The organism is Gilliamella sp. B14384G12, assembly GCF_016101825.1.
GTDB lineage: Bacteria > Pseudomonadota > Gammaproteobacteria > Enterobacterales > Orbaceae > Gilliamella > Gilliamella apicola_N.
Genome location: NZ_JACFPU010000003.1, coordinates 213,154 through 235,102, shown reverse-complemented (window position 1 = coordinate 235,102; position 21,949 = coordinate 213,154). Strand labels below are relative to the sequence as shown.

Genomic DNA, 21,949 nt, shown 5'->3' with positions numbered 1-21,949 from the left:
GGTTAATGTATATCGGTGAATATTTATTATGGTTTGGCAACTCCATAAAAAAAGAGACACGAAAAAAATTAGAAATGAGTTATAGCAGTAGTGATATGAAACTCAGCGAAGTTGAAAAGGATTGGACTAAAGCGTCAGTCAGTAATAACCCAAGAGCCATTGGTCCATACTATGCCTATAACGATCGCTATCTCGAGATTCGTGGTGGAATGTTTGAAAATTTTCGTGGAATTGTTACATGGATTTCTTTATTAATATTTTTTATCCCTTACATAAGTTTTGAAATGGGATTCGATGCAGCATTAGATTTATATAATCATCAAAGTGAAGATGTGATATCTGATATAATTTTTATAATAATATGTTCAATTATTACATTAATATTAGTTTATTTATGCATCCGCTATTTCCGTTATGTTTATCGATTGGAACTGTTTACCGTACGCCATATACGGGTACGGTTTAATCGGGTAACAAGGCAAGTTTATATTCAGCGCCCTAAATATTGCGGCGGTACTGTCGTATTTAAATGGGATCATATTATGCCGGGTAACTTTGGTGACAGTGGTTCGGATATGAATGGCACCAATATGGTGAATTTAATTGTTTTTCATCCTTATAAAACGGGTTTTCCTATTGCTCACTCAGTCGGGATAGGGAAAAATACCTATAAAGGTCAAGACTATAAAGATGAATGGGAATTTATTCGCCGTTATATGGAAGATGGCCCAGAAAATTTACCCAAACCAAGGCTTAGCACCCATTTACCAATGCCATTTCATGGATTAGGTGGTCATATCAGCCCGATGATCCACGCTGCACAAAATTCAAAAAGCATAGTGATGTATCTGTTATTAATACCTGTATTTTTAATTCTATTACCTGTTTACACAGCAGGTTATTTTATATCGGAATGTTTATGCTGGCAGCCACGTTGGCCAAAGGTGATTAGGCAAGCAGGCAAAAAAGGCAAACCCATACCCAAAGAAACAACCTTATCAGACTATCCACCTGACGTACAAAAAGGCATTTTAGAAAGTCGATTAGAGTGGTGTGTTTTGGATGAAAAAACAGGAAAATATGTTGATTACGGTAATAGTGATTAAAAAAAGGGATGTAAAGGTTAATGTATATCGGTGAATATTTATTATGGTTTGGCAACTCCATAAAAAAAGAGACACGAAAAAAATTAGAAATGAGTCATAGCAGTAATGATATGAACCTCAGCGAAGTTGAAAAGGATTGGACTAAAGAGTCAGTCAGTAATAACCCAAGAGCCATTGGTCCATACTATGCCTATAACGATCGCTATCTCGAGATTCGTGGCGGAATGTTTGAAAATTTTCGAGGGATTGTTACATGGCTCTCTATACTAATATTTATGTTTCCTTTAACAGGCTTTTATTTTGCATTTATAATTGCATCACAATTATATAATAGTGAGAATGAAAACATTGCTTCTGATATATTTGCAATGATTTGTTTTTTAATTACTTCTTTAGTTTTAATATATTTATGCTTCCGCTATTTCCGTTATGTCTATCGATTGGAACTGTTTACCATACGCCATATACGGGTACGCTTTAATCGGGTAACAAGGCAAGTTTATATTCAGCGCCCTAAATATTGCGGCGGTACTGTCGTATTTAAATGGGATCATATTATGCCGGGTAACTTTGGCGACAGTGGTTCGGATATGAGTGGCACCAATATGGTGAATTTAATTGTTTTTCATCCTTATAAAACGGGTTTTCCTGTGGCTCACTCAGTCGGGATAGGTAAAAATACCTATAAAGGTCAAGACTATAAAGATGAATGGGAATTTATTCGCCGTTATATGGAAGATGGCCCAGAAAATTTACCCAAACCAAGACTTAGCACCCATTTACCAATGCCATTTCATGGATTAGGTGGCCATATCAGCCCGATGATCCACGCTGCACAAAATTCAAAAAGTATAGTGATGTATCTGTTATTAATCCCGGTATTTTTAATACTATTACCCGTTTACACGGCAGGTTATTTTATATCGGAATGTTTATGCTGGCAGCCACGTTGGCCAAAGGTGATTAGGCAAGCAGGTAAAAAAGGCAAACCCATACCCAAAGAAACAACCTTATCAGACTATCCACCTGACGTGCAAAAAGGCATTTTAGAGAGCCGATTAGAGTGGTGCGTTTTGGATGAAAAAACCGGGAAATACGTTGATTATGGTAATAGTGATTAAAAAAGGGATGTAAAAATTAATGTATATCGGTGAATATTTATTATGGTTTGGTAACTCCATAAAAAAAGAGACACGAAAAAAATTAGAAATGAGTTATAGCAGTAGTGATATGAAACTTAGCGAAGTTGAAAAGGATTGGACTAAGGAGTCAGTCAGTAATAACCCAAAAGCCATTGGTCCATACTATGCCTATAACGATCGCTATCTCGAGATTCGTGGTGGAATGTTTGAAAATTTTCGAGGAATTCTCACTTGGATTTCTCTGCTCATATTTTTAATTCCTATAACTAGTAGCTTTTATGTACTTATAATATTTTTTAAAATAAATAACAATCAATGGGACGCCGATAAAATTGGTTCTGGAATTTTCGCTATGATTATTTTTGCCATTATATCATTGATTCTTATTTATTTATATATCAGATATTTCCGTTATGTTTATCGATTGGAACTGTTTACCATACGCCATATACGGGTACGGTTTAATCGGGTAACAAGGCAAGTTTATATTCAACGCCCTAAATATTGCGGCGGTACCGTCGTATTTAAATGGGATCATATTATGCCGGGTAACTTTGGCGACAGCGGTTCGGATATGAATGGCACCAATATGGTGAATTTAATTGTTTTTCATCCTTATAAAACGGGTTTTCCTATTGCTCACTCAGTCGGGATAGGGAAAAATACCTATAAAGGTCAAGACTATAAAGATGAATGGGAATTTATTCGCCGTTATATGGAAGATGGCCCAGAAAATTTACCCAAACCAAGACTTAGCACCCATTTACCAATGCCATTTCATGGATTAGGTGGTCATATCAGCCCGATGATCCACGCTGCACAAAATTCAAAAAGTATAGTGATGTATCTGTTATTAATCCCGGTATTTTTAATACTATTACCTGTTTACACAGCAGGTTATTTTATATCGGAATGTTTATGCTGGCAGCCACGTTGGCCAAAGGTGATTAGGCAAGCAGGTAAAAAAGGCAAACCCATACCCAAAGAAACAACCTTATCAGACTATCCACCTGACGTGCAAAAAGGCATTTTAGAGAGCCGATTAGAGTGGTGCGTTTTGGATGAAAAAACCGGAAAATACGTTGATTACGGAAACTTCTCCTAAATGAATACTGATTATTGAATATGAAAGCGAAAAAATAAGTAATAATAAAAATGAAGAAGGCCTATTATGCCCTACGCAAAATATGATGGAACAGATATTCTTTATAATAATAAAGAAGAGTTATTAAAAAAAACGGGGATCAGTATTACTGATCCCATTTTACCACCTAAAAATTTAGTAAAAATAACGGGTACACTTTCGGAGTTTAAAGGAATATTCTGTTATGCACCTGTGGGTGATGATGCTTATATGAGTAAAGAAGAGAGGAAAAAACTGAATGCTAAAATACGAAGTAGAGCAGCGCTAGCAACATTAGCTGGGAATAACAGTGCTGGTTTAGCGGCATTAGGGCATAATGACGATATACATGTAAGTAATTATTTCCCATCACAATATTTTACAGCTAAACTAAATAATTCAATTAAGTTAAAAGGTTGGCTGGGTTATTATAAATTTAATGAAGGAGATTTGGTTGAAGTTGTAGCCGAAAAGCATACTGACCATTATGAAGTGTATGCTATGCTTAAACCGAGCGAGCAAATTATTTCTCTTATTACCCCTTGTTTTGCTGGACGTAAACACGCTTTAAAACGTTATCATATCCCAGTACTTTCATTTTATTTATTATTTACAGCAGCATTAGTGTATCTATCTAGTGATTTTACTTTGGATAATCTAATTCCAGCTTATATTGGAATTGGTGTATTTTATATACCAACAATTTTAATTTTATATAAAAAAGAGATAAATACCCATGTTAAATTGGCGGAACGAATTTTTTCCGTATTGGGTTGGCGAGATGTTACTAACATTGATTTAGTTGATATAAGTAAGGAGCAAGTGAAAAAATTAATTGCGCAAGGTAAATATTCATTAGAGTGGAATAATAATGTTGATCGTTTTATAAGACCTTATAAAGGAGGAGATGGCTTTGGGTTTTTCTATTATGATCCAGAAATGTTTTGTAAAAAAAAATAATAAGAATTTATTAGCTAAACCAGATAGTATTACAGAAATTGATACCGAACTGGATGATAATCTTGAAGATAAACGCAAAGAATAACTATCCATTTTTCGTGCAAAAAGACATCTTAGAAAGCCGATTAGAATGGTGCGTTTGGGATCAAAAAAACAGGAAAATAGGTTGATTACGGAAACTGATCCTAAATAAATACTGATTATTTAATCCAAAAAAATATGGATATTTTAAAAATCTTCACAGATAAACTTTCTGATTTTATTGATTAATGATAGCTTTTATTTATATCGTTTTGATTATTATGAAACGGTATAGACTCCTGAATATTTTTTACAAAAATACTTGAAATTTTAGTTTAATGGGATTGTTAATATGCTAATTTTTGTCAAAATGTTAGCAAAATTCTACAAACAGAATTTATTGAGTGTTTTAATTCAACGAGCATAGATTTTATAAAATATAAGATCTATATAGATTGTTTCTTGTTAACAGTTTGATGACTCTTATCGCACTTAATTTACGAACAAAAATGCAAATTTTGCTGATTACTATTTAATTAAATTGTGTGGCTGCGATAATAGGTCATTTGTAGTGAGTTAAAAGATTTTATAATGAATAAAATTCTTTGATTACTTCATGCTAATCTGACTTAAGAAGAAAATGGAAAGTTTTATTATCAATCAACTATTATGTTGATAATCGTTTGATTATTATTATGAACATCTCAATCTATCCTTATGTAAACAACGATAAAACAGATTTTAAAATAAGATTTATTATTTAATCCATAATAAACATGATCTAATTAATATAAACTCTGGTATGTCCACTCTCTATGAGTGCGAACTTATAAGTTATATATTATAAATTATGCAATTTTTTTAACAATTGATTTGAGTTTTAGAATGAACTTTATTGTAGTTCTTTATAAGTCTACAAACGCCATGATGAAGAAAACTACTATCAATGAAAGCTGGCTAGAGATTGATCTGTGTAATAAAGTTATTTTTTTTAATATGTTACCATTTTTATCCACAAGTTTATTCAAGGGTTTTGGGGATAATAATTGCTGAGTTTTTATAAGTGAGAACGAAAAATTGCAAGTATTGAGCTATTTATAAATACATTTTATTTAATTGTTAAACTTTTTTATTAAGGCCTATTATGAGTTATTTTAATTATCATGCGAAAGCAAAAAGGTTAATTAACGATGGTCATTTGGTTGGGTATGAGTTTGTAGATAATTGGAATGGTATAAAACCAGCATTAGTCCTTTATTTTGATGAGGCAAAGCCTATGCCGATCCGAGAATATCGTTGGCAAGAATATTTGCCATTACTTAATAGGGGTAAAGAAGAGTGATGTTTTTAAAATTGTGCAATGTTAATTAAGTAAACAATACAGTCAAGAATTTCAATTTATCTTGTTTTTATCATAACAATTAAATTCGTTTCTAAATGATTTTTGAGTAATTAGATTATATAAATTGGCAATTAAAAAAATTTTATAATCACGCGTTACTTCAAACCGATAATAATTTAAATATATTATGTGACATTAACTTCTAATTAATGCGATTAAGCTTTGTGTGACTCACCGTTGATACAATAAATTTGCCAATTGCTAGGCTTAAGCGTAAAATGCCAGCCTATTTTTGCTTAACCTATTACAATACTGTAATACTGACTTGAAATCAGAGGCATTTTTTAATGACACTTTTATATGCAAAACCAGAGTTACTTTCTCCTGCTGGTTCCCTTAAAAATATGCGCTATGCGTTTGCTTATGGTGCGGATGCAGTTTATGCTGGACAACCTCGATATAGCTTACGTGTTCGTAATAACGAATTTAATCATGAAAATTTAGCTATTGGCATTAACGAAGCCCATGCGCAAGGTAAAAAGTTTTATGTTGTTGTTAATATTGCGCCACATAATTCTAAATTAAAGACCTTTATTCGAGATTTAGAGCCTATTGTCAACATGAAACCAGACGCCTTTATCATGTCCGATCCTGGTTTAATTATGTTAGTCCGTGAACATTTTCCAGAAATGGAAATTCACTTATCTGTGCAATCGAATGCCGTTAACTGGGCTACTGTAAAATTTTGGCACAAAATCGGATTAACTCGAGTGGTCTTGTCGCGTGAATTGTCATTGGATGAAATTGCTGAAATTCGAGAAAAAGTACCAGAAATGGAGCTAGAAGTCTTTATTCACGGTGCGCTTTGCATGGCATATTCTGGACGTTGTTTACTTTCAGGTTATATCAATAAACGTGATTCAAACCAAGGTACATGTACTAATGCTTGCCGTTGGGAATATAAAATTGCGGAAGGCAAAGAAGACGAAGTAGGGCAAATTGTACACAAGTGTGAACCGATTCCCGTTCAGCAAGTGGAGCCAACTTTAGGTATAGGTTCCACTACGGATAAAGTGTTCATGTTAGAAGAATCAGGACGTCCTGGCGAATATATGCAGGCTTTTGAAGATGAGCATGGCACATATATAATGAACTCCAAAGATTTAAGAGCAGTTGAATTGGTCGGCGATTTAACTAAAATTGGTGTACATTCATTAAAAATAGAAGGTCGTACTAAATCTTTTTATTATTGTGCTCGAACTGCTCAAGTTTATCGTCAAGCAATCGATGCAGCAAGTGAGGGTAAGCCTTTTGATCCTCGTTTGTTAACTGAGCTTGAATCTTTAGCTCACCGTGGTTATACCGAAGGATTTTTACGTCGTCACAAACATGAAGATATGCAAAATTATGTGCATAGCCATTCAGTATCAGACAGACAGCAGTTTGTTGGTGAGTTTAGTGGAAAACGTTTAAATGGTTTGGCTGAAATTATTGTTAAAAACAAGTTTTCAGTAGGTGACAGTGTAGAGATGATGACACCTAAAGGTAATACGACTTTTATTATTGAACGTATGGAAAATAAGAAAGGACAACCTGTGCCAGCTGGACTCGGGGATGGGCATATTGTTTATATTCCAATTCCTGAAGAGATTGATTTGAATTATGCCTTATTGATGAGGAACTTCGATTAGTCTAGAAATTAATTAAAACTGTTCGGCTTCACCGAACAGTTACTTTAATTGTTATTATTGACGAATCAAATCATCACCATAACCAATCCATTTATACGTTGTTAATGCTTCAAGTCCCATCGGTCCACGTGCATGTAGCTTTTGTGTGCTAACAGCGACTTCAGCACCTAAACCAAATTGTCCACCATCGGTAAAGCGAGTAGATGCATTGACATAGACAGCCGCTGCATCGACTAAATTGACAAACTTTTCAGCATTGGTTAAATCACGTGTTAATATTGCTTCTGAATGACCACTGCCGTATTCGCGAATATGTTCAACCGCCAATTCAAGTGAATCAACAATAACTATATTTAAATCTTTGGATAGCCACTCTTGACGTAATTCTTCATCTTCAACAGGAAACACGTTGGCAACACCTGTTTCTAAAATTTTGAATGCCTCTGCATCGGCATGTAATATAACCTGATGACCCGCCATAATTTGACTCAGTTTAGGTAAAAATGTTCTAGCGATTTTTGTATGTACAAGCAATGTTTCTAGAGTATTACATGTACTTGGTCTTTGAGTTTTAGCATTTAAAATTATAGGGTACACTTTATCAAAATCGGCACTTTCATCGACAAAAGTATGGCAAACACCAATTCCACCTGTAATAACTGGTATGGTTGAATGTTCACGACAAAGTTTGTGCAACGAGGCACCCCCGCGAGGAATAATCATATCAACATATTTATCAAGTTTAAGTAGTTCATTGATGTATTTTCGATCGGGATTATCAATAAATTGTATTGCTGTTTTAGGTAAACCAACTTGCTCGAGTGCTTGTTGAATGATGGCTACGGTTGCGCGATTGGTATGGATGGTTTCTTTACCCCCTCTTAATATAGCTGCATTACCCGTTTTAAGGCAAAGTGCAGCAATATCAATCGTCACATTAGGACGAGCTTCATATATTACGCCTATCACACCTAATGGTACTCTGTGACGCTGTAACTTTAAAGTGTTTTCTAAAGTGGCTCCATCCATAATTTGACCAACAGGATCGATTAATGAAATTACTTTTCGCACATCATTGGCAATTGATAATAATCGTTCAGGTGTTAATAATAAACGATCTAAAATCGCTTCATTTAATCCTTGTTCTTTGGCTGCTTGGATATCTTTTTCATTAGTGGCAAGAATTGTTGTGCTGTGTTTTTCCAATAAATCAGCGATAACCGCTAAAACTTTATTTTTAGTTGTAGTAGGGCATTGCGCTAACTGATAAGAAGCAAATTTTGCCTCTTTTCCCATTTGAACTATCATTTTAGACCTTTATTAATTTGATTCACGAATATCTTAGAATAAATTGGACTTTCCTAAAAAGATTTCTTAATTGAATATTACAACATGTATTAGAGTAAATATCATTACTTTTATACAACGATATCCTATTTTTAGCTATGGTGATGACTTCATATTAAAAAAATATATCTGTAAATACTTTTTAATTATCAGACAAAACTAAAAGATTAATGCTCATGATTTTGCTTTTGCTCTAGTATTAATTGGTTAATGTTTCTTTATCTTTTAGACAAGTATGTAAATTATTTAAAAGTTCAGTTTTAGTATTATCATCCAAACGATTAAAAGGAATTTTCAAATTTTCTTCAGTCTTACTCGTTTCGTTGTAATAAGCAATAGATATATATTTTTTTTCATATTGTATGGATTTTATATTTTTAAAAAATACTTTGTTCTCCTCTTTCATTGGAGTTGGTCGCAAAGTTATAAAATCTTCACCAATAGTAATATAAACCGACATATATTGAAAAACAAACATTAATAGAGAGCATGTAATCATGATAATAGATGACACACTTTTAACGGGTAATGCTAACAGGAGAATGATTCCAATGACTCCTATCACTATTGTTGGTAATAAAAAACGGCGAGCATAATATTCTTTTACTGTTTGATTTTGTGATTCCATTATTTATCCTTATGTTAATAATTCATTATTTTATAATAATATTTTCTAAATTTACGGCGAGATCTGTATTCATAGCCGATAATTTTGCTTCTTTCTTGTGAATGATGTCTCGCAATTTGTACTAGAAAAGCATCACTCTTCTAATGTGGAGTTATCAATTTATTAAAAAGTTAAGAGCAAAGATGCCTTAATCTTTGCTCTAAATCATCATTTTTTATCTTATTGTTCCTTATCTTTTAATACAGTATGTAAAGTAGTTAGAAGTTTTTCTTTTGCCTCATCTTCCATGACTGATAAAGGTATTTTTACAGTTTCCTCTTTATTACTAATTTTGTTTTTGTAATTAATAATTACTTTATTTTTTTGATAATCAATTGATGAGATTTCTTCAAAAAGCATACTCACTGAACCTTTTAAAGGTGCAGTAGGTCTATAAGTAATATAATCATCTCCAATTGAGATATAAATCATATTAAATTGCCAAATAGCACGAAAAAGTAAGATTAAAGGTACTGCTAGACTTACATTTTTACCTATAGGAAGTATTAACAGCATGAAAAATACTATGATACATACTATCATCAAAAAAATTACGTTACGTCGGGCTTGAAATTGTTCTATATTTTGATTTTGAGATTCCATTTATTATCCTTAACAAAGTAATATCCATGATATTTCTATGAATTGCGTCTTTCTTCTAATGTTGCTTCATTAGCAAGACTAATTATTTTTTTAGCACCAAAAACCCCAATTAACCCCAAAGGAACAAATAATATGCTGCCAATAATAATTAAAGTACCTGCTAATTTTTTATTTTTTCCTGCAAATAATATTCCTACCGTACTTATTAAAGCAAATATGAATGCAATTGGTAACATGGTTCCATAAAGTTTATCTTGGAGTGAATTCATGTAAATGATTAATACACCAAACCAGTTGGCTATTACACCACCTATAGCTAGTCCCATTTTTTATTTCCTTATTGTTTGTTATTTAATAATCATATCATTTCGATGTACGGCGACAGAGCCGTACTCATAGCCAATAATTTGGCTAATTTCTTGTGAGTGATGTCCGGCAATTTGTTTTAATGCATCACTATTATAACGGCTTACCCCACGAGCTATACTTTTACCTGTTTTATCACAAATATCTATGACTTCGCCACGAGAAAAGTTTTGTTCAACCTGTAAAATACCTTTGGGTAAAAGTGAACTGCCATTATTTAAAATGGCATTTACTGCGCCATCATCTAATAAAACTTTGCCCGCTTTGGGCGCACCGAATAACCAATGTTTACGATGCTCTAAGGGGGTCTTAGGCGGGATAAAGCGTGTGCCAACTGATTGGTTATTTACAGTATCAATAATAACATTCGGTTTATTACCTGCCGCGATAATAACTTCAATCCCGGCACTTCCTGCTACTTCGGCCGCTTGTACTTTAGTACCCATTCCACCAGTACCAAGCCCAGAAACACTGTCTCCAGCTATACTACGTAAATTATCGTCAATATTGTCGATTTCATGAATTAATTTAGCATTTTTATTTGATCTTGGATCGGCGGTATATAAACCCGCAATATCTGTTAATAAAATTAATTTGTCGGCTTCAGCTAAAATAGCTGCTAGGGCGGATAAATTATCATTATCACCAACTTTAATTTCAGCGGTTGCTACTGCGTCGTTTTCGTTAATAATGGGAATAATGTGATTGTCCAACATGGCTTTTAAAACATCTTGCGCATTTAAAAATCTTTCGCGATCTTCAAGATCGGCACGTGTTAACAACATTTGGCCAATATAAATTTTGTAGATTGAAAAGAGTTGTTCCCAAAGTTGTATTAGTTTACTTTGACCAACCGATGCAAGTAGTTGTTTTGATGCAACAGTATTGGGAAGAGTAGGGTAGTTAAGATATTCTCGACCAGCGGCAATCGCTCCAGAGGTAACAATAATAATTTTATGCCCATCTTGATGTAAACTAGCACATTGCCTAATTAGTTCGACCATTTGTGCACGATCTAACTGTTTTGTGCCACCGGTCAATACACTGGTACCTAATTTAACAACGACAGTTTGTTGTTTTTTAATGGTCATAACATACTCTTATTTTAAATCAGATCTTACAAAACCGACTCCATCCATTTTACGGACTGAGTTAACGCATCATGCAAGCTTTTTTGTAATGGTGTTTTAGGTATGGTTACTAATTTACTTTGTTTAATTGAACGAATCAATTTTGCTTCATTTAAATTACTTAATACATCTTCTTCAAAAATAATATTCATGACTGGTACAGGGCATGCATGAGTTAATAATCCTTGATTCTTAAGTGAAAAATAATTTAATTCTGCTGCTAATTGCAAATTAGATATAGAAGGTAATCCAAGGCGACTAGCCAACATGTCTTTGTAGCTATTTGGTAGGTTTTTTTGCAAATCTTTATCTACAAATATTTGATGAACAAAGGGCGTAAAATTGAATAAACCTTTAACCTTATTAGGCATCAAATAAGCTAACCGTGTTGCAAGATGAGATCCGAATCGAAATCCTGCTAAAATAACTCGACTATTATCAACCCATGGAACGGATGACAGTTGTTCCAATATTGCTTGATGAATCTGGCTACTATTTTGAGTTAAAGCAAAATTACGGCTGTATCCCACCGTTGGTAGATCAACTGTTAACATAGCGAATCCGCGAGGAGCTAAATATTCTTTAAAATAACGATAATAATCAATTTGTAAATTGCCCAAAGCATTACATATTAATACAACAGGGCAAGTGCTGTCCGTTTTTGGTAAGTGCAAAAACGTTTTAACACTACGATTCTCGACTTTAAATTCCAGCTCTTTGACTGTAAAGGGAGAATAATTGAGTGCTTTCATATAAGATTGATAAGCACAAGTTTGTGCATACATAGCTAGTTCATCATTTTTGAAATGTGGATAACTAGCAATGCTTGAATATTCACTCGCGATAAGAAAATAATTGTGTAAATTAATTTTATCTTCTTCACTCGGGTTTTCTTGATCGATTGAATCAGCTTTAGATTGCCACAATGCAGCTTGATTTAAAAATTCATAAACCCAATTACCTGATTGATAACCAATAACAGTATCTAACCATTTTTCATTTGTATGACGTTTTGTTGAAGCAGCAATTTTGGATAAAAGTTCTTCAACCTCTAATTTAGGTAATCCTCGCCAAATCCATAAAAAAGGGTTAATGATCCGATACCATCTTGAATCAATTTCACCATCCAAAGGACTTATGCTACTACCGTCGCTACTGTCTATACGATTAATAAGCGCTGATGTTTCAGGATATTCGTATTGTGGTTTAAATATCTGAGCAGATAAATTTTCGGTAGTAGTCATAATTGTGTTTAATATCCTTATTGATTATCGCTAATAGGTTTAACAAACATTACCCCTGTATCCCAAGGTTGTTCAATCCAAGTATCTTGCGCAATGTCAACAATATAATCATCAACAAGTGGTTTACCTGCTGGTTTAGCAAAAATGGTAACAAATCGAGCTTTTGGATACATTTCACGAATAGTATGTGCGGTGTTGCCTGTGTCGACTAAATCATCCACAACAATAAAGCCTTCACCATCACCATTTGCTTGTTTTAAGATTAACTTTTCACGTTGATGATCATGATCATAACTTGAAATACAGACTGTATCTACGTAACGAATACTTAATTCACGAGCTAGGATAGCAGCAGGAACTAGACCGCCACGGCTGACAGCAATGATACCTTTCCATTGGTTTGCAGGTAACAAACGTTTGGATAGTTGGCGCCCGTAAGATTGTAACATTTCCCAAGTGACATTAAATTTTTCTTTTTCAGCGATAAGTTCTGCTTTATGCTGTTTTTGGGCTTTGATTTCTTCTTCTGTTAAAGTTTGTTCTATTGACATGAGTAACCTGCAATTTTAATCGAATATACAAATATAATAAATTAATATTAATGGACTAAAAATAGATGTAAAATTGCACCTTATTATAAAGCGATTACACGAAAAAAACTACTCATTAATTTATTACTGACACAATATTGAGGTTAAATTATGCTTTCTACTTTAAAGCCAAAATCTATTTGGCAGATTTTTAACGATATTTGTAAAATTCCACATCCATCTCATCATGAACAAATGATTACTAAATACATCGTCGATTTTGCAAATACCCATCACATTCATTGTGAACTTGATAAAGTTGGTAATATCTTATTAACGAAACCAGCCAGTAAAGGCATGGAGAATTGTCCATCTATTGCCCTACAAGCACATATGGATATGGTGCCACAAAAAAATGAAGGAACCGTTCACGATTTTACTACTGATCCAATTCAAGCTTATGTTGATGGTGAATGGGTAAAAGCTAGAGGTACAACTTTAGGTGCGGATAATGGTATAGGATTGGCTTCAGCATTAGCGGTTTTAATTGATCCTACCATTGAACATGGCCCTATTGAAGTTTTAGTTACTACGTCAGAAGAAACAGGTATGCATGGCGCCTTTGGTCTTCAACCTAATTGGTTAAAAAGTCATTATCTAATCAATACCGATTCAGAGGATGAAGGGGAAATATTTACAGGTTGTGCTGGTGGAGTCGATTTTACTTCCACTTTTGCAGTTGCATACGCAGTTATTCCAGAAAAGCATGATTGTTATATAAGTATTTCGCTTAAAGGCCTTAAAGGAGGACATTCTGGTTGCGATATTCATTTAGGTCGTGGTAATGCAATTAAATTAATGGTCCGTTTTCTAGCTGAATATGCGCAAGATGTTTCGTTTAGATTAGCTGATATAAAAGGTGGTTCGTTGCGTAATGCCATCCCTAGAGAAGCTTTTGTTGAAATGACATTAAGTAAACAAGATTTACCTCAACTGGAATCTATTATTAAGCAATATCAAACAATTTTAAATGATGAATTAGGGCATGTTGAACCTTCTATACAGATAAGTTTAGCTGAAGTAACTTCTGATGAAGTTAAACGTGTATTAACTATTGAACATCAAAATAAAATAATTAACTATTTGCATACTGCACCTAATGGGGTTGTTCGTATGAGCGATCAGTTGCATGGTGTTGTCGAAACGTCACTTAACTTAGGTATTGTTAATATTGTAGAGAATCAATTAAATACGCATTATCTAATTCGTTCACAAGTTGATAGCGCAAAAGATGCAGTTGTTTCAACTCTGATATCGCTTAGTCAATTAACCAACGCCAATTACGAAATCAGTGGAGGATATTCAGGTTGGGAGCCAAACTTGAATTCAAGTCTTTTACAATTAGCTAAAGATAAATATTACGAAATATTCTCACAAAAAGCTAAGATTATGGTCATTCATGCAGGACTTGAATGTGGATTGTTTAAGCAAGCTTATCCAAATATGGATATGATATCAATCGGTCCAACAATTGTATCACCTCATTCTCCAGATGAAAGAGTGAATATTCAAAGTGTTATTCGATATTGGGAATTACTTATAGCGATATTAAAATCCGCGACTCAATTGAAATAAACTATTCATTTTATATGCCTGCTAATATTTAAGAGCAGGCATAGTTAACTTAGTTTTTTATTTTAATTTTTTACTTTGTATTTGCATTAATATAAACAGCTTTTATTGAAAATAAATTCATAAAAAGTGAATAAAAATTCATTTTTTACTTGTGTTAACTTTATAAATAACCTACTATATATAACATTGTTGCACTTAAATAAATTAGGATAGACATGTTAAAGGCAATTATTATTGGAGCGAGTGGTTATGCAGGTGCAAAATTAGCTTATTATTTAAGTAAGCATCCACATATTGAATTAATCGCTTTAACGGTATCGGAAAACAGTCAAGACGGCGGTAAACTTATTTCTGATAATAATCTACATCCGCAATTAAAAGGAATAATTGACCTACCACTTATTGCCACATCTGATTATTCTTGTTATATCAATGAAGTTGATATTGTCTTTTTAGCTACAGAGCATTCTGTTAGTCATGAAATTGCCCCTTACTTTTTAGAAAAAGGTTGCACAGTTTTTGATTTATCTGGTGCTTATCGTGTTAATTCTCCAGATTTTTATACCGATTATTACGGTTTTACCCATCGGCATCAAAAATGGCTAAATAAAGCTGTTTATGGTTTAGCTGAATGGAATGATGATAAGATAAAACAAGCGCAATTGATTGCTGTCCCCGGTTGTTACCCTACAGCTGCACAATTACCGCTTAAACCTCTAATTGAAGAAGATTTATTAGATAATACTCAATGGCCAGTCATTAATGCAGTCAGTGGTGTAAGTGGTGCGGGTCGAAAATCAACGCATAACAATAGTTTTTGTGAGGTAAGTTTGCATGCATATGGTCTGTTTACTCATCGCCATCAACCCGAAATTGCAATACATTTAGGGCAGCAGGTTATCTTTACACCACATTTAGGTTGTTTTAAACAGGGTATTCATGCAACCATTACTTGTCGAGTTAAAGAAGGGGTAACTTCTCAAGATATCCTTAATGCATTAAATAAATACTACAAAGATAAACCATTAGTTCGAGTTTATGAAAAAGATTGGCCTGCTTTAAAAGCAGTGGTAGGTCTGCCTTATTGTGATATTGGTTTTGCCTTAAAAGATCGTCATTTGATTCTGATTTCGGTTGAGGATAATTTATTAAAAGGTGCAGCCGCTCAGGCTGTGCAATGTATGAATATTCGTTTTGGTTATGAGCAAACGACTTCACTATTATAATAGACACATTATTTTTAATTACTATTTTAAAGTCTAAATAAATCTGATTTTGGATAATTAACCAAAATTAAAACTACATAGGAAGCAGAAATGAAACCATTAATTATTAAACTTGGCGGTGTATTACTTGATAATAAAGATGCTTTAAGTAATCTATTTGTTATTATTCATGAATATAAAAAGAATTTCCGTCGACCATTAATTATTGTTCATGGAGGCGGTAGCGTTGTTGATTCATTAATGGATCGCTTATCAATGCCAGTTGTTCGTCGTAATGGTTTACGTGTTACGCCTGCAGACCAGATTGATGTTATTGTTGGTAGTCTTGCTGGTAGTGCGAATACCCGATTATTGTCAGAAGCCAAAAAACTACAAATAGCAGTTGTTGGACTCTGTTTAGCTGATGGTGATAGTGTTGAAGTTAAACAAATTTCGGAAGATTTAGGTTATGTAGGTGAAGCTAGAGCCGGCGATCCCACTTTAATCAATTTATTGATAAATGCAGGCTATTTGCCTATTGTCAGTTCAATCGGTATTACTGAAGATGGACAAATGATGAATGTCAATGCGGATCATGCTGCGGTAGCTTTAGCCAAAACTTTAAATGCGGATTTGATTTTGCTTTCTGATGTGGTGGGCGTTCTGGATAAGAATAAACAGCTCATTCAATCTTTAACGCGAGCGCAAGCAGATCTGCTTATTGCAAATGGCGTAATTACCGATGGCATGGTTGTCAAAGTTAATTCAGCTTTCGAAGCGGCAACATCATTAGGACGACCTATTGATATTGCAAGTTGGAAACAATCAGATAAATTAATTGAACTATTTAACGGAAAATCAGATATAACAGGCACAAGAATTATTGCTTAAATAAAATACAAACAGTATATTAGACTAGTTACCAATATTTAAAATATTGAAAACATATAAACATTAGCTCATTTACTTATCGTAAGTTAATTTATAAAGGGTATAGCATGAAAAAAAGTAAAATAAAAAAGGTTGTATTGGCTTATTCAGGTGGTTTGGATACATCAGCGATTATTCCTTGGCTAAAAGAGAATTATGGCGGATGTGAAGTTTATGCTTTTGTGGCTAATGTTGGTCAAGATCCGAAAGAATTAAAAGATGTCGAAAAAAAGGCTAAAGCATCAGGTGCGGTAGCTTGTAAAGTTGTCGATTTACGAGAAGAATTTGTTAAAGATTATGTTTATCCAGTATTAAAAACAGGTGCTTTATATGAAGGCACTTATTATCTAGGGACCTCAATGGCTCGACCAATTATTGCTAAAGCTCAAGTGGAATACGCTTTAGAAGTTGGAGCAGATACACTTTGTCATGGAGCAACAGGTAAAGGTAATGACCAAGTTCGTTTTGAAACAACCTATACGGCGCTAGCTCCACAACTTAAAGTAATCGCTCCTTGGCGTGAATGGGATTTACGTTCGCGCGAAGCTCTAATTGATTATTTAAAAGTTCGTAAAATTCCTACCACAGCAACAGTTGAAAAAATTTACAGTCGTGATGAAAATGCATGGCATATTTCTACAGAAGGTGGCGTTCTTGAGAGCACGTGGAATCAATCTAATGCTGATTGCTGGGCTTGGACTGTCTCACCAGAAGATGCACCTAATAAACCAGAACTTGTCACCATTGGTATTGAAAAAGGTGAAGTTGTTTCAGTTAATGGAAAAAAATTATCTCCATATAACTGCGTGGCAACATTAAATAAAATTGGTGCAAAACACGGTGTAGGTCGTGTCGATATCATTGAAAATCGTTTAGTAGGTATCAAGTCTCGAGGTTGTTATGAAACTCCGGGTGGAACCATCATGATGACCGCTTTAAGAGGTTTAGAGCAATTAATTTTAGATCGTGATAGTTTTAAATGGCGTGAACAATTAGGTTTAGAAATGGCTTATGTTGTTTATGATGGTCGCTGGTTTGCTCCATATCGTCGTTCAATCCAAGCGGCGGCAGATGTTCTAGCCGAAGATATGACGGGTGAAGTTGTGATAAAACTTTATAAAGGCAGTGCAACTGCTGTACAAAAGAAATCTCCAAATAGCTTATATAATGAAGAATTTGCTACATTTGGAGAAGATGAAGTTTATGATCACAGCCATGCCGGTGGATTTATTCGTCTATTCTCATTATCGTCACGCATTCGTGCTTTAAATGAAGAAAAGCAAAAACAACCAGCCAAAAAGACTAAAAAAACTGCAACCAAAGCAGAAGATAAGGAAAAAGCGACAGCTAAAGCCAAAACTAAATCCAAAGCGAAAAAGTAATTTCTGATTTGCAGTTAAATTAAATAAAGTAACCAATATATACAGGCAATGTCCTGTATATATTGCTTTTACTGTTGATTAAATTTAAATTTATTATAAAACTATAACCAGTTAACAACGATAAATAAAAATCGTAGTACAAATAATTAAAGAAAGATAGTATTGAGGTAATTATGGCATTATGGGGTGGGCGTTTTAGCCAAGCGGTAGATCAACGATTTAAACAATTTAATGATTCATTGCGTTTTGATTATCGTCTTGCAGAGCAAGACATCATTGGGTCAATTGCTTGGTCTAAAGCATTGGTTACTGTTAATGTCTTATCTTATGATGAACAGAAAAAATTAGAAAAAGCTTTAAATGAATTACTTAATTCGGTTCAACAAGACCCGCAGCAAATTTTACAAAGTGATGCGGAAGATATTCATAGTTGGGTGGAGCAAAAATTAATTGAAAAAATTGGTGATTTAGGTAAAAAACTACATACAGGTCGAAGCCGAAATGATCAGTCAACCACCGATCTTAAATTATGGTGCAAGGTTGAAATATCACAATTAATTAATGCGATAAATCGTTTACGCCAAGCGCTAGTTACAACGGCAGAACTACATCAATATGCTGTGATGCCTGGTTACACTCATTTACAACGCGCTCAACCGATTACTTTTGCACACTGGTGCTTAGCCTATTTTGAAATGTTAACCCGAGATATTAGCCGATTACAAGATACATTAAAACGCTTAGATGTCAGCCCTTTAGGCTCTGGAGCATTAGCCGGCACAGCTTATCCAATGGATCGCGATGAATTGGCTCACTGGCTCGGTTTTGCAAAAGCAACTAATAATAGTTTAGATTCCGTATCCGATCGTGATCATATTCTAGAATTACTTAACAATGCTTCCATTGGGATGGTTCATTTATCGCGTTTTGCTGAAGACCTTATTATTTTCAATAGTGGTGAAGCAAATTTTGTTGAATTATCCGATAGAGTAACTTCTGGTTCGTCACTTATGCCTCAAAAGAAAAATCCTGATGCATTAGAACTTATTCGCGGTAAAGTTGGGCGAGTGGCTGGAGCATTGGCTGGCGCTATGATGACACTTAAAGGCCTGCCTTTGGCTTACAACAAAGATCTTCAAGAAGATAAAGAACATTTATTTGATGCTATCGACACATGGCAAGAATGTTTAGATATGTCAGCTTTAGTTTTAGAAGATATCAAAATCAATTATAAAAATTGCCAAGAAGCAGCAAAACAAGGTTACTCAAATGCAACTGAACTTGCTGATTATTTAGTCTTAAAAGGCATCCCTTTCCGAGAAGCTCATCATATTGTTGGTGAAGCTGTTGTTGGTGCAATCGCAAAACAAAAAGCATTAGAAGAACTCTCATTAGAAGAATTAAAGTTGTTTAGCACAGTTATAGATGAAGATGTTTACGAAGTACTATCGTTAGAATCTTGTTTAGCCAAACGTTCAGCTAAAGGTGGTGTATCGCCACTACAAGTTAAAATTGCTATTGAAAACGCTAAAAAGCAGTTATCCTAATTATCCGAATTATTTTTTTAATTATCTGATACCTTGCCGACAACCAGTCGGCATTTTTATGCAAATCTAGCGATTTAACAAATATTTTTACTAATAATGTGATTGTATATCTTTTAAGAGAGTGTAAAAATAGAGCTCTTTTTTAAATGGATTGAAGTGAACTGTAATGAGTAGAAGTTATAACTTTAGTGCTGGCCCAGCCAAATTACCTGTTGATGTATTAAAGCAAGTACAAAATGAACTGTTAAATTGGCATAATACTGATGCTTCTGTTATGGAATTAAGCCATAGAGGCAAAGATTTTGATGCATGTGCTATTGAAGCAACAGACGATCTGCGTGAGATATTAAACGTACCGAAAAATTATAAAATTTTGTTTTGCCAAGGTGGTGCTCGAGCACAATTTGCCGCTGTACCATTGAATATTTTAGGTAATAAAACTACTGCCGATTATATAAATAGCGGATATTGGAGCCAATGTGCTGCTAAAGAAGCCAGCAAATATTGTCAAATAAAGGAACAAAATGTTGTTGTAAAAGAAAACGGTCTAACCTCGGTTAAACCTATGTCTGAATGGAAATTAAGCGATGATTCGGCTTATGTACACTATTGTCCAAATGAAACTATTGACGGTATTGAAATTTTTGAAGAGCCTAGTTTTGGTGATAAAACAGTTGTTGCCGATTTTTCATCTTGTATATTATCGCAACCCATTGATGTAAGTAAATATGGCATAGTCTATGCGGGCGCACAAAAAAATATTGGTCCATCAGGTATTACAATTGTTATTGTACGTGAGGATCTTATTGGTTATGCTCATAAAATCCTACCGTCAGTATTAGATTATAAAACTTTGCAAGATCATGATTCAATGTTTAACACCCCTCCAACATTTGCTTGGTATATGTCTGGATTAGTCTTTAAATGGATTAAAAGTCTTGGGGGATTGAATGCAATGCAAAAGCGTAATCAAGCTAAAGCGCAATTACTTTATCAATTTATTGATCAATCTGATTTTTATCGCAATACTGTTGCTACAGCTAATAGGTCGATAATGAATGTTACTTTCTTATCACCGAATGAAGAACTCGATAAAAAATTTGTTAGCGAAGCAACTAAGGCGAACATCATTGGTATTAAAGGTCATCGAATTGCTGGCGGTATGCGGGCATCAATCTACAATGCAATGGATATTGATGGAGTAAATTACTTAATTGATTTTATGCAGCAATTTGAAAAACAGAATGGTTAAACCAAGTTTAAATTAAAAAAAGGGAGAATAAAATCTCCCTTTTTTATTAAATAATAATGTTATTTACAATTATAAACTTCACCAACCATGACTACATCTGTTGGTGCAATATCAGAAATATATTGTTGTGAGGCATCTTGCGCATTATAAATCATATTTCCACCCATCGCCGCGGCATTATTTCTAAGTTCCGATGCTGCATCACGAATAAGCTCACTGTGAGTTTTTAAACCAGAAAAGAAAGTACTACGACGACCTTCTGCTTTACCTAAATATTGACAGTTAGCAGCAGGCTTAGTATCAATAAACTGAACTTGACTACCAGCAGCCGTAGGTTGATAGTTAGAACCACTACAAGCATTTAAAAACAATGATGTTGAAATGGCTGCACTAATAAGTAATAATTTTTTTATAGACATAATATTCCCTCAACCAATAAAGCACGAAAATAAACCAAATTATTGTATCAGGATAATTAAACAAATAATATCAGATCTTATAACTGACCAAAATCCAATAAAATAAAGCTTAATAAATAAGCAAATCAACCTTTTTTATTAATTTAACTATAGCAAATTCCATTTAACTCTATTATAATCGCAACCCTACTAAGTCAGTAGCACATCTAAATGGCCCCTTAGCTCAGTTGGTCAGAGCAGTCGACTCATAATCGATTGGTCACTGGTTCAAGTCCAGTAGGGGCCACCATTAACAGCTTGATATAAA

19 protein-coding genes, 1 tRNA gene and 1 pseudogene are annotated in these 21,949 nt (G+C 34.0%); 13 read left to right on the top strand and 8 right to left on the bottom strand.

What is annotated here, in order from left to right:
- The first annotated feature begins 5 nt into the window (after nucleotides 1-5).
- From H3S73_RS05600 to yegQ, 6 genes are all read left to right on the top strand, one after another.
- Nucleotides 6-1,106 (top strand): DUF6708 domain-containing protein, encoded by a 1,101-nt coding sequence (locus H3S73_RS05600; protein WP_198236089.1) that lies wholly within the window; start codon nucleotides 6-8, stop codon nucleotides 1,104-1,106.
- Between the two features lie 20 nt (nucleotides 1,107-1,126).
- Nucleotides 1,127-2,227 (top strand): DUF6708 domain-containing protein, encoded by a 1,101-nt coding sequence (locus tag H3S73_RS05595; RefSeq protein WP_198236088.1) that lies wholly within the window; start codon nucleotides 1,127-1,129, stop codon nucleotides 2,225-2,227.
- A 19-nt stretch (nucleotides 2,228-2,246) separates the two neighbouring features.
- Nucleotides 2,247-3,353, top strand: a complete 1,107-nt coding sequence (locus H3S73_RS05590; protein WP_198236087.1) for a DUF6708 domain-containing protein — start codon at nucleotides 2,247-2,249, stop codon at nucleotides 3,351-3,353.
- 66 nt (nucleotides 3,354-3,419) lie between these two features.
- The gene (locus H3S73_RS05585; RefSeq protein ID WP_198236086.1) at nucleotides 3,420-4,331 is read left to right on the top strand and encodes a putative type VI secretion system effector; all 912 of its coding nucleotides are present in this window, start codon (nucleotides 3,420-3,422) and stop codon (nucleotides 4,329-4,331) included.
- A 1,165-nt stretch (nucleotides 4,332-5,496) separates the two neighbouring features.
- Entirely contained in the window at nucleotides 5,497-5,694 is a 198-nt protein-coding gene (locus H3S73_RS05580) for a hypothetical protein (protein ID WP_039127439.1), read from the top strand.
- Nucleotides 5,695-6,041: 347 nt separating this feature from the next.
- The gene (gene yegQ, locus H3S73_RS05575; protein WP_086327448.1) at nucleotides 6,042-7,385 is read left to right on the top strand and encodes a tRNA 5-hydroxyuridine modification protein YegQ; all 1,344 of its coding nucleotides are present in this window, start codon (nucleotides 6,042-6,044) and stop codon (nucleotides 7,383-7,385) included.
- 54 nt (nucleotides 7,386-7,439) lie between these two features.
- Here yegQ and proA read toward each other — a convergent pair whose 3' ends face one another.
- The 7 genes from proA to gpt form a co-directional block, all read right to left on the bottom strand.
- On the bottom strand, nucleotides 7,440-8,693 hold the full coding sequence (gene proA / locus H3S73_RS05570; RefSeq protein ID WP_198236085.1) for a glutamate-5-semialdehyde dehydrogenase: 1,254 nt from the start codon (nucleotides 8,691-8,693) through the stop codon (nucleotides 7,440-7,442).
- Between the two features lie 238 nt (nucleotides 8,694-8,931).
- Nucleotides 8,932-9,360: a hypothetical protein gene (locus tag H3S73_RS05565; protein ID WP_198236084.1), complete on the bottom strand. Its 429-nt coding sequence runs from the start codon at nucleotides 9,358-9,360 to the stop codon at nucleotides 8,932-8,934.
- A 219-nt stretch (nucleotides 9,361-9,579) separates the two neighbouring features.
- The gene (locus H3S73_RS05560; RefSeq protein WP_039127450.1) at nucleotides 9,580-10,002 is read right to left on the bottom strand and encodes a hypothetical protein; all 423 of its coding nucleotides are present in this window, start codon (nucleotides 10,000-10,002) and stop codon (nucleotides 9,580-9,582) included.
- A 35-nt stretch (nucleotides 10,003-10,037) separates the two neighbouring features.
- Nucleotides 10,038-10,328 carry a hypothetical protein gene (locus H3S73_RS05555; RefSeq protein ID WP_039127453.1) on the bottom strand — a complete coding sequence of 97 codons (291 nt, stop codon included), beginning with the start codon at nucleotides 10,326-10,328 and terminating at the stop codon, nucleotides 10,038-10,040.
- Nucleotides 10,329-10,349: 21 nt separating this feature from the next.
- Nucleotides 10,350-11,459, bottom strand: coding sequence for a glutamate 5-kinase (proB, locus tag H3S73_RS05550; protein ID WP_232352939.1), 1,110 nt, complete (start codon nucleotides 11,457-11,459; stop codon nucleotides 10,350-10,352).
- Between the two features lie 26 nt (nucleotides 11,460-11,485).
- The gene (frsA, locus tag H3S73_RS05545) at nucleotides 11,486-12,742 is read right to left on the bottom strand and encodes an esterase FrsA (RefSeq protein WP_198236083.1); all 1,257 of its coding nucleotides are present in this window, start codon (nucleotides 12,740-12,742) and stop codon (nucleotides 11,486-11,488) included.
- A 17-nt stretch (nucleotides 12,743-12,759) separates the two neighbouring features.
- A complete protein-coding gene (gene gpt / locus H3S73_RS05540; RefSeq protein ID WP_081301606.1) occupies nucleotides 12,760-13,293 on the bottom strand; it encodes a xanthine phosphoribosyltransferase in 534 nt (177 codons plus the stop codon).
- Between the two features lie 150 nt (nucleotides 13,294-13,443).
- Between gpt and H3S73_RS05535 the strand changes: the two genes are divergently transcribed.
- From H3S73_RS05535 to serC, 6 genes and pseudogenes are all read left to right on the top strand, one after another.
- Nucleotides 13,444-14,907, top strand: coding sequence for an aminoacyl-histidine dipeptidase (locus H3S73_RS05535; protein ID WP_198236082.1), 1,464 nt, complete (start codon nucleotides 13,444-13,446; stop codon nucleotides 14,905-14,907).
- 215 nt (nucleotides 14,908-15,122) lie between these two features.
- On the top strand, nucleotides 15,123-16,133 hold the full coding sequence (gene argC / locus H3S73_RS05530; protein ID WP_198236081.1) for an N-acetyl-gamma-glutamyl-phosphate reductase: 1,011 nt from the start codon (nucleotides 15,123-15,125) through the stop codon (nucleotides 16,131-16,133).
- A gap of 90 nt (nucleotides 16,134-16,223) precedes the next feature.
- Nucleotides 16,224-17,003, top strand: a complete 780-nt coding sequence (gene argB, locus H3S73_RS05525) for an acetylglutamate kinase (protein WP_198236080.1) — start codon at nucleotides 16,224-16,226, stop codon at nucleotides 17,001-17,003.
- A gap of 107 nt (nucleotides 17,004-17,110) precedes the next feature.
- Nucleotides 17,111-18,328: pseudogene (locus H3S73_RS05520) on the top strand (argininosuccinate synthase); the annotation flags it as partial.
- A gap of 269 nt (nucleotides 18,329-18,597) precedes the next feature.
- Nucleotides 18,598-19,971 (top strand): argininosuccinate lyase, encoded by a 1,374-nt coding sequence (gene argH / locus H3S73_RS05515; RefSeq protein WP_198236078.1) that lies wholly within the window; start codon nucleotides 18,598-18,600, stop codon nucleotides 19,969-19,971.
- Between the two features lie 166 nt (nucleotides 19,972-20,137).
- Nucleotides 20,138-21,223, top strand: coding sequence for a 3-phosphoserine/phosphohydroxythreonine transaminase (gene serC / locus H3S73_RS05510; RefSeq protein ID WP_198236077.1), 1,086 nt, complete (start codon nucleotides 20,138-20,140; stop codon nucleotides 21,221-21,223).
- A gap of 59 nt (nucleotides 21,224-21,282) precedes the next feature.
- On the opposite strand, the gene H3S73_RS05505 is transcribed toward serC, so the two are convergent.
- The gene (locus H3S73_RS05505; protein ID WP_198229068.1) at nucleotides 21,283-21,642 is read right to left on the bottom strand and encodes a DUF4156 domain-containing protein; all 360 of its coding nucleotides are present in this window, start codon (nucleotides 21,640-21,642) and stop codon (nucleotides 21,283-21,285) included.
- 212 nt (nucleotides 21,643-21,854) lie between these two features.
- Here H3S73_RS05505 and H3S73_RS05500 point away from each other — a divergent pair.
- Nucleotides 21,855-21,931, top strand: a tRNA-Ile gene (locus tag H3S73_RS05500).
- Nucleotides 21,932-21,949 lie beyond the last annotated feature (18 nt).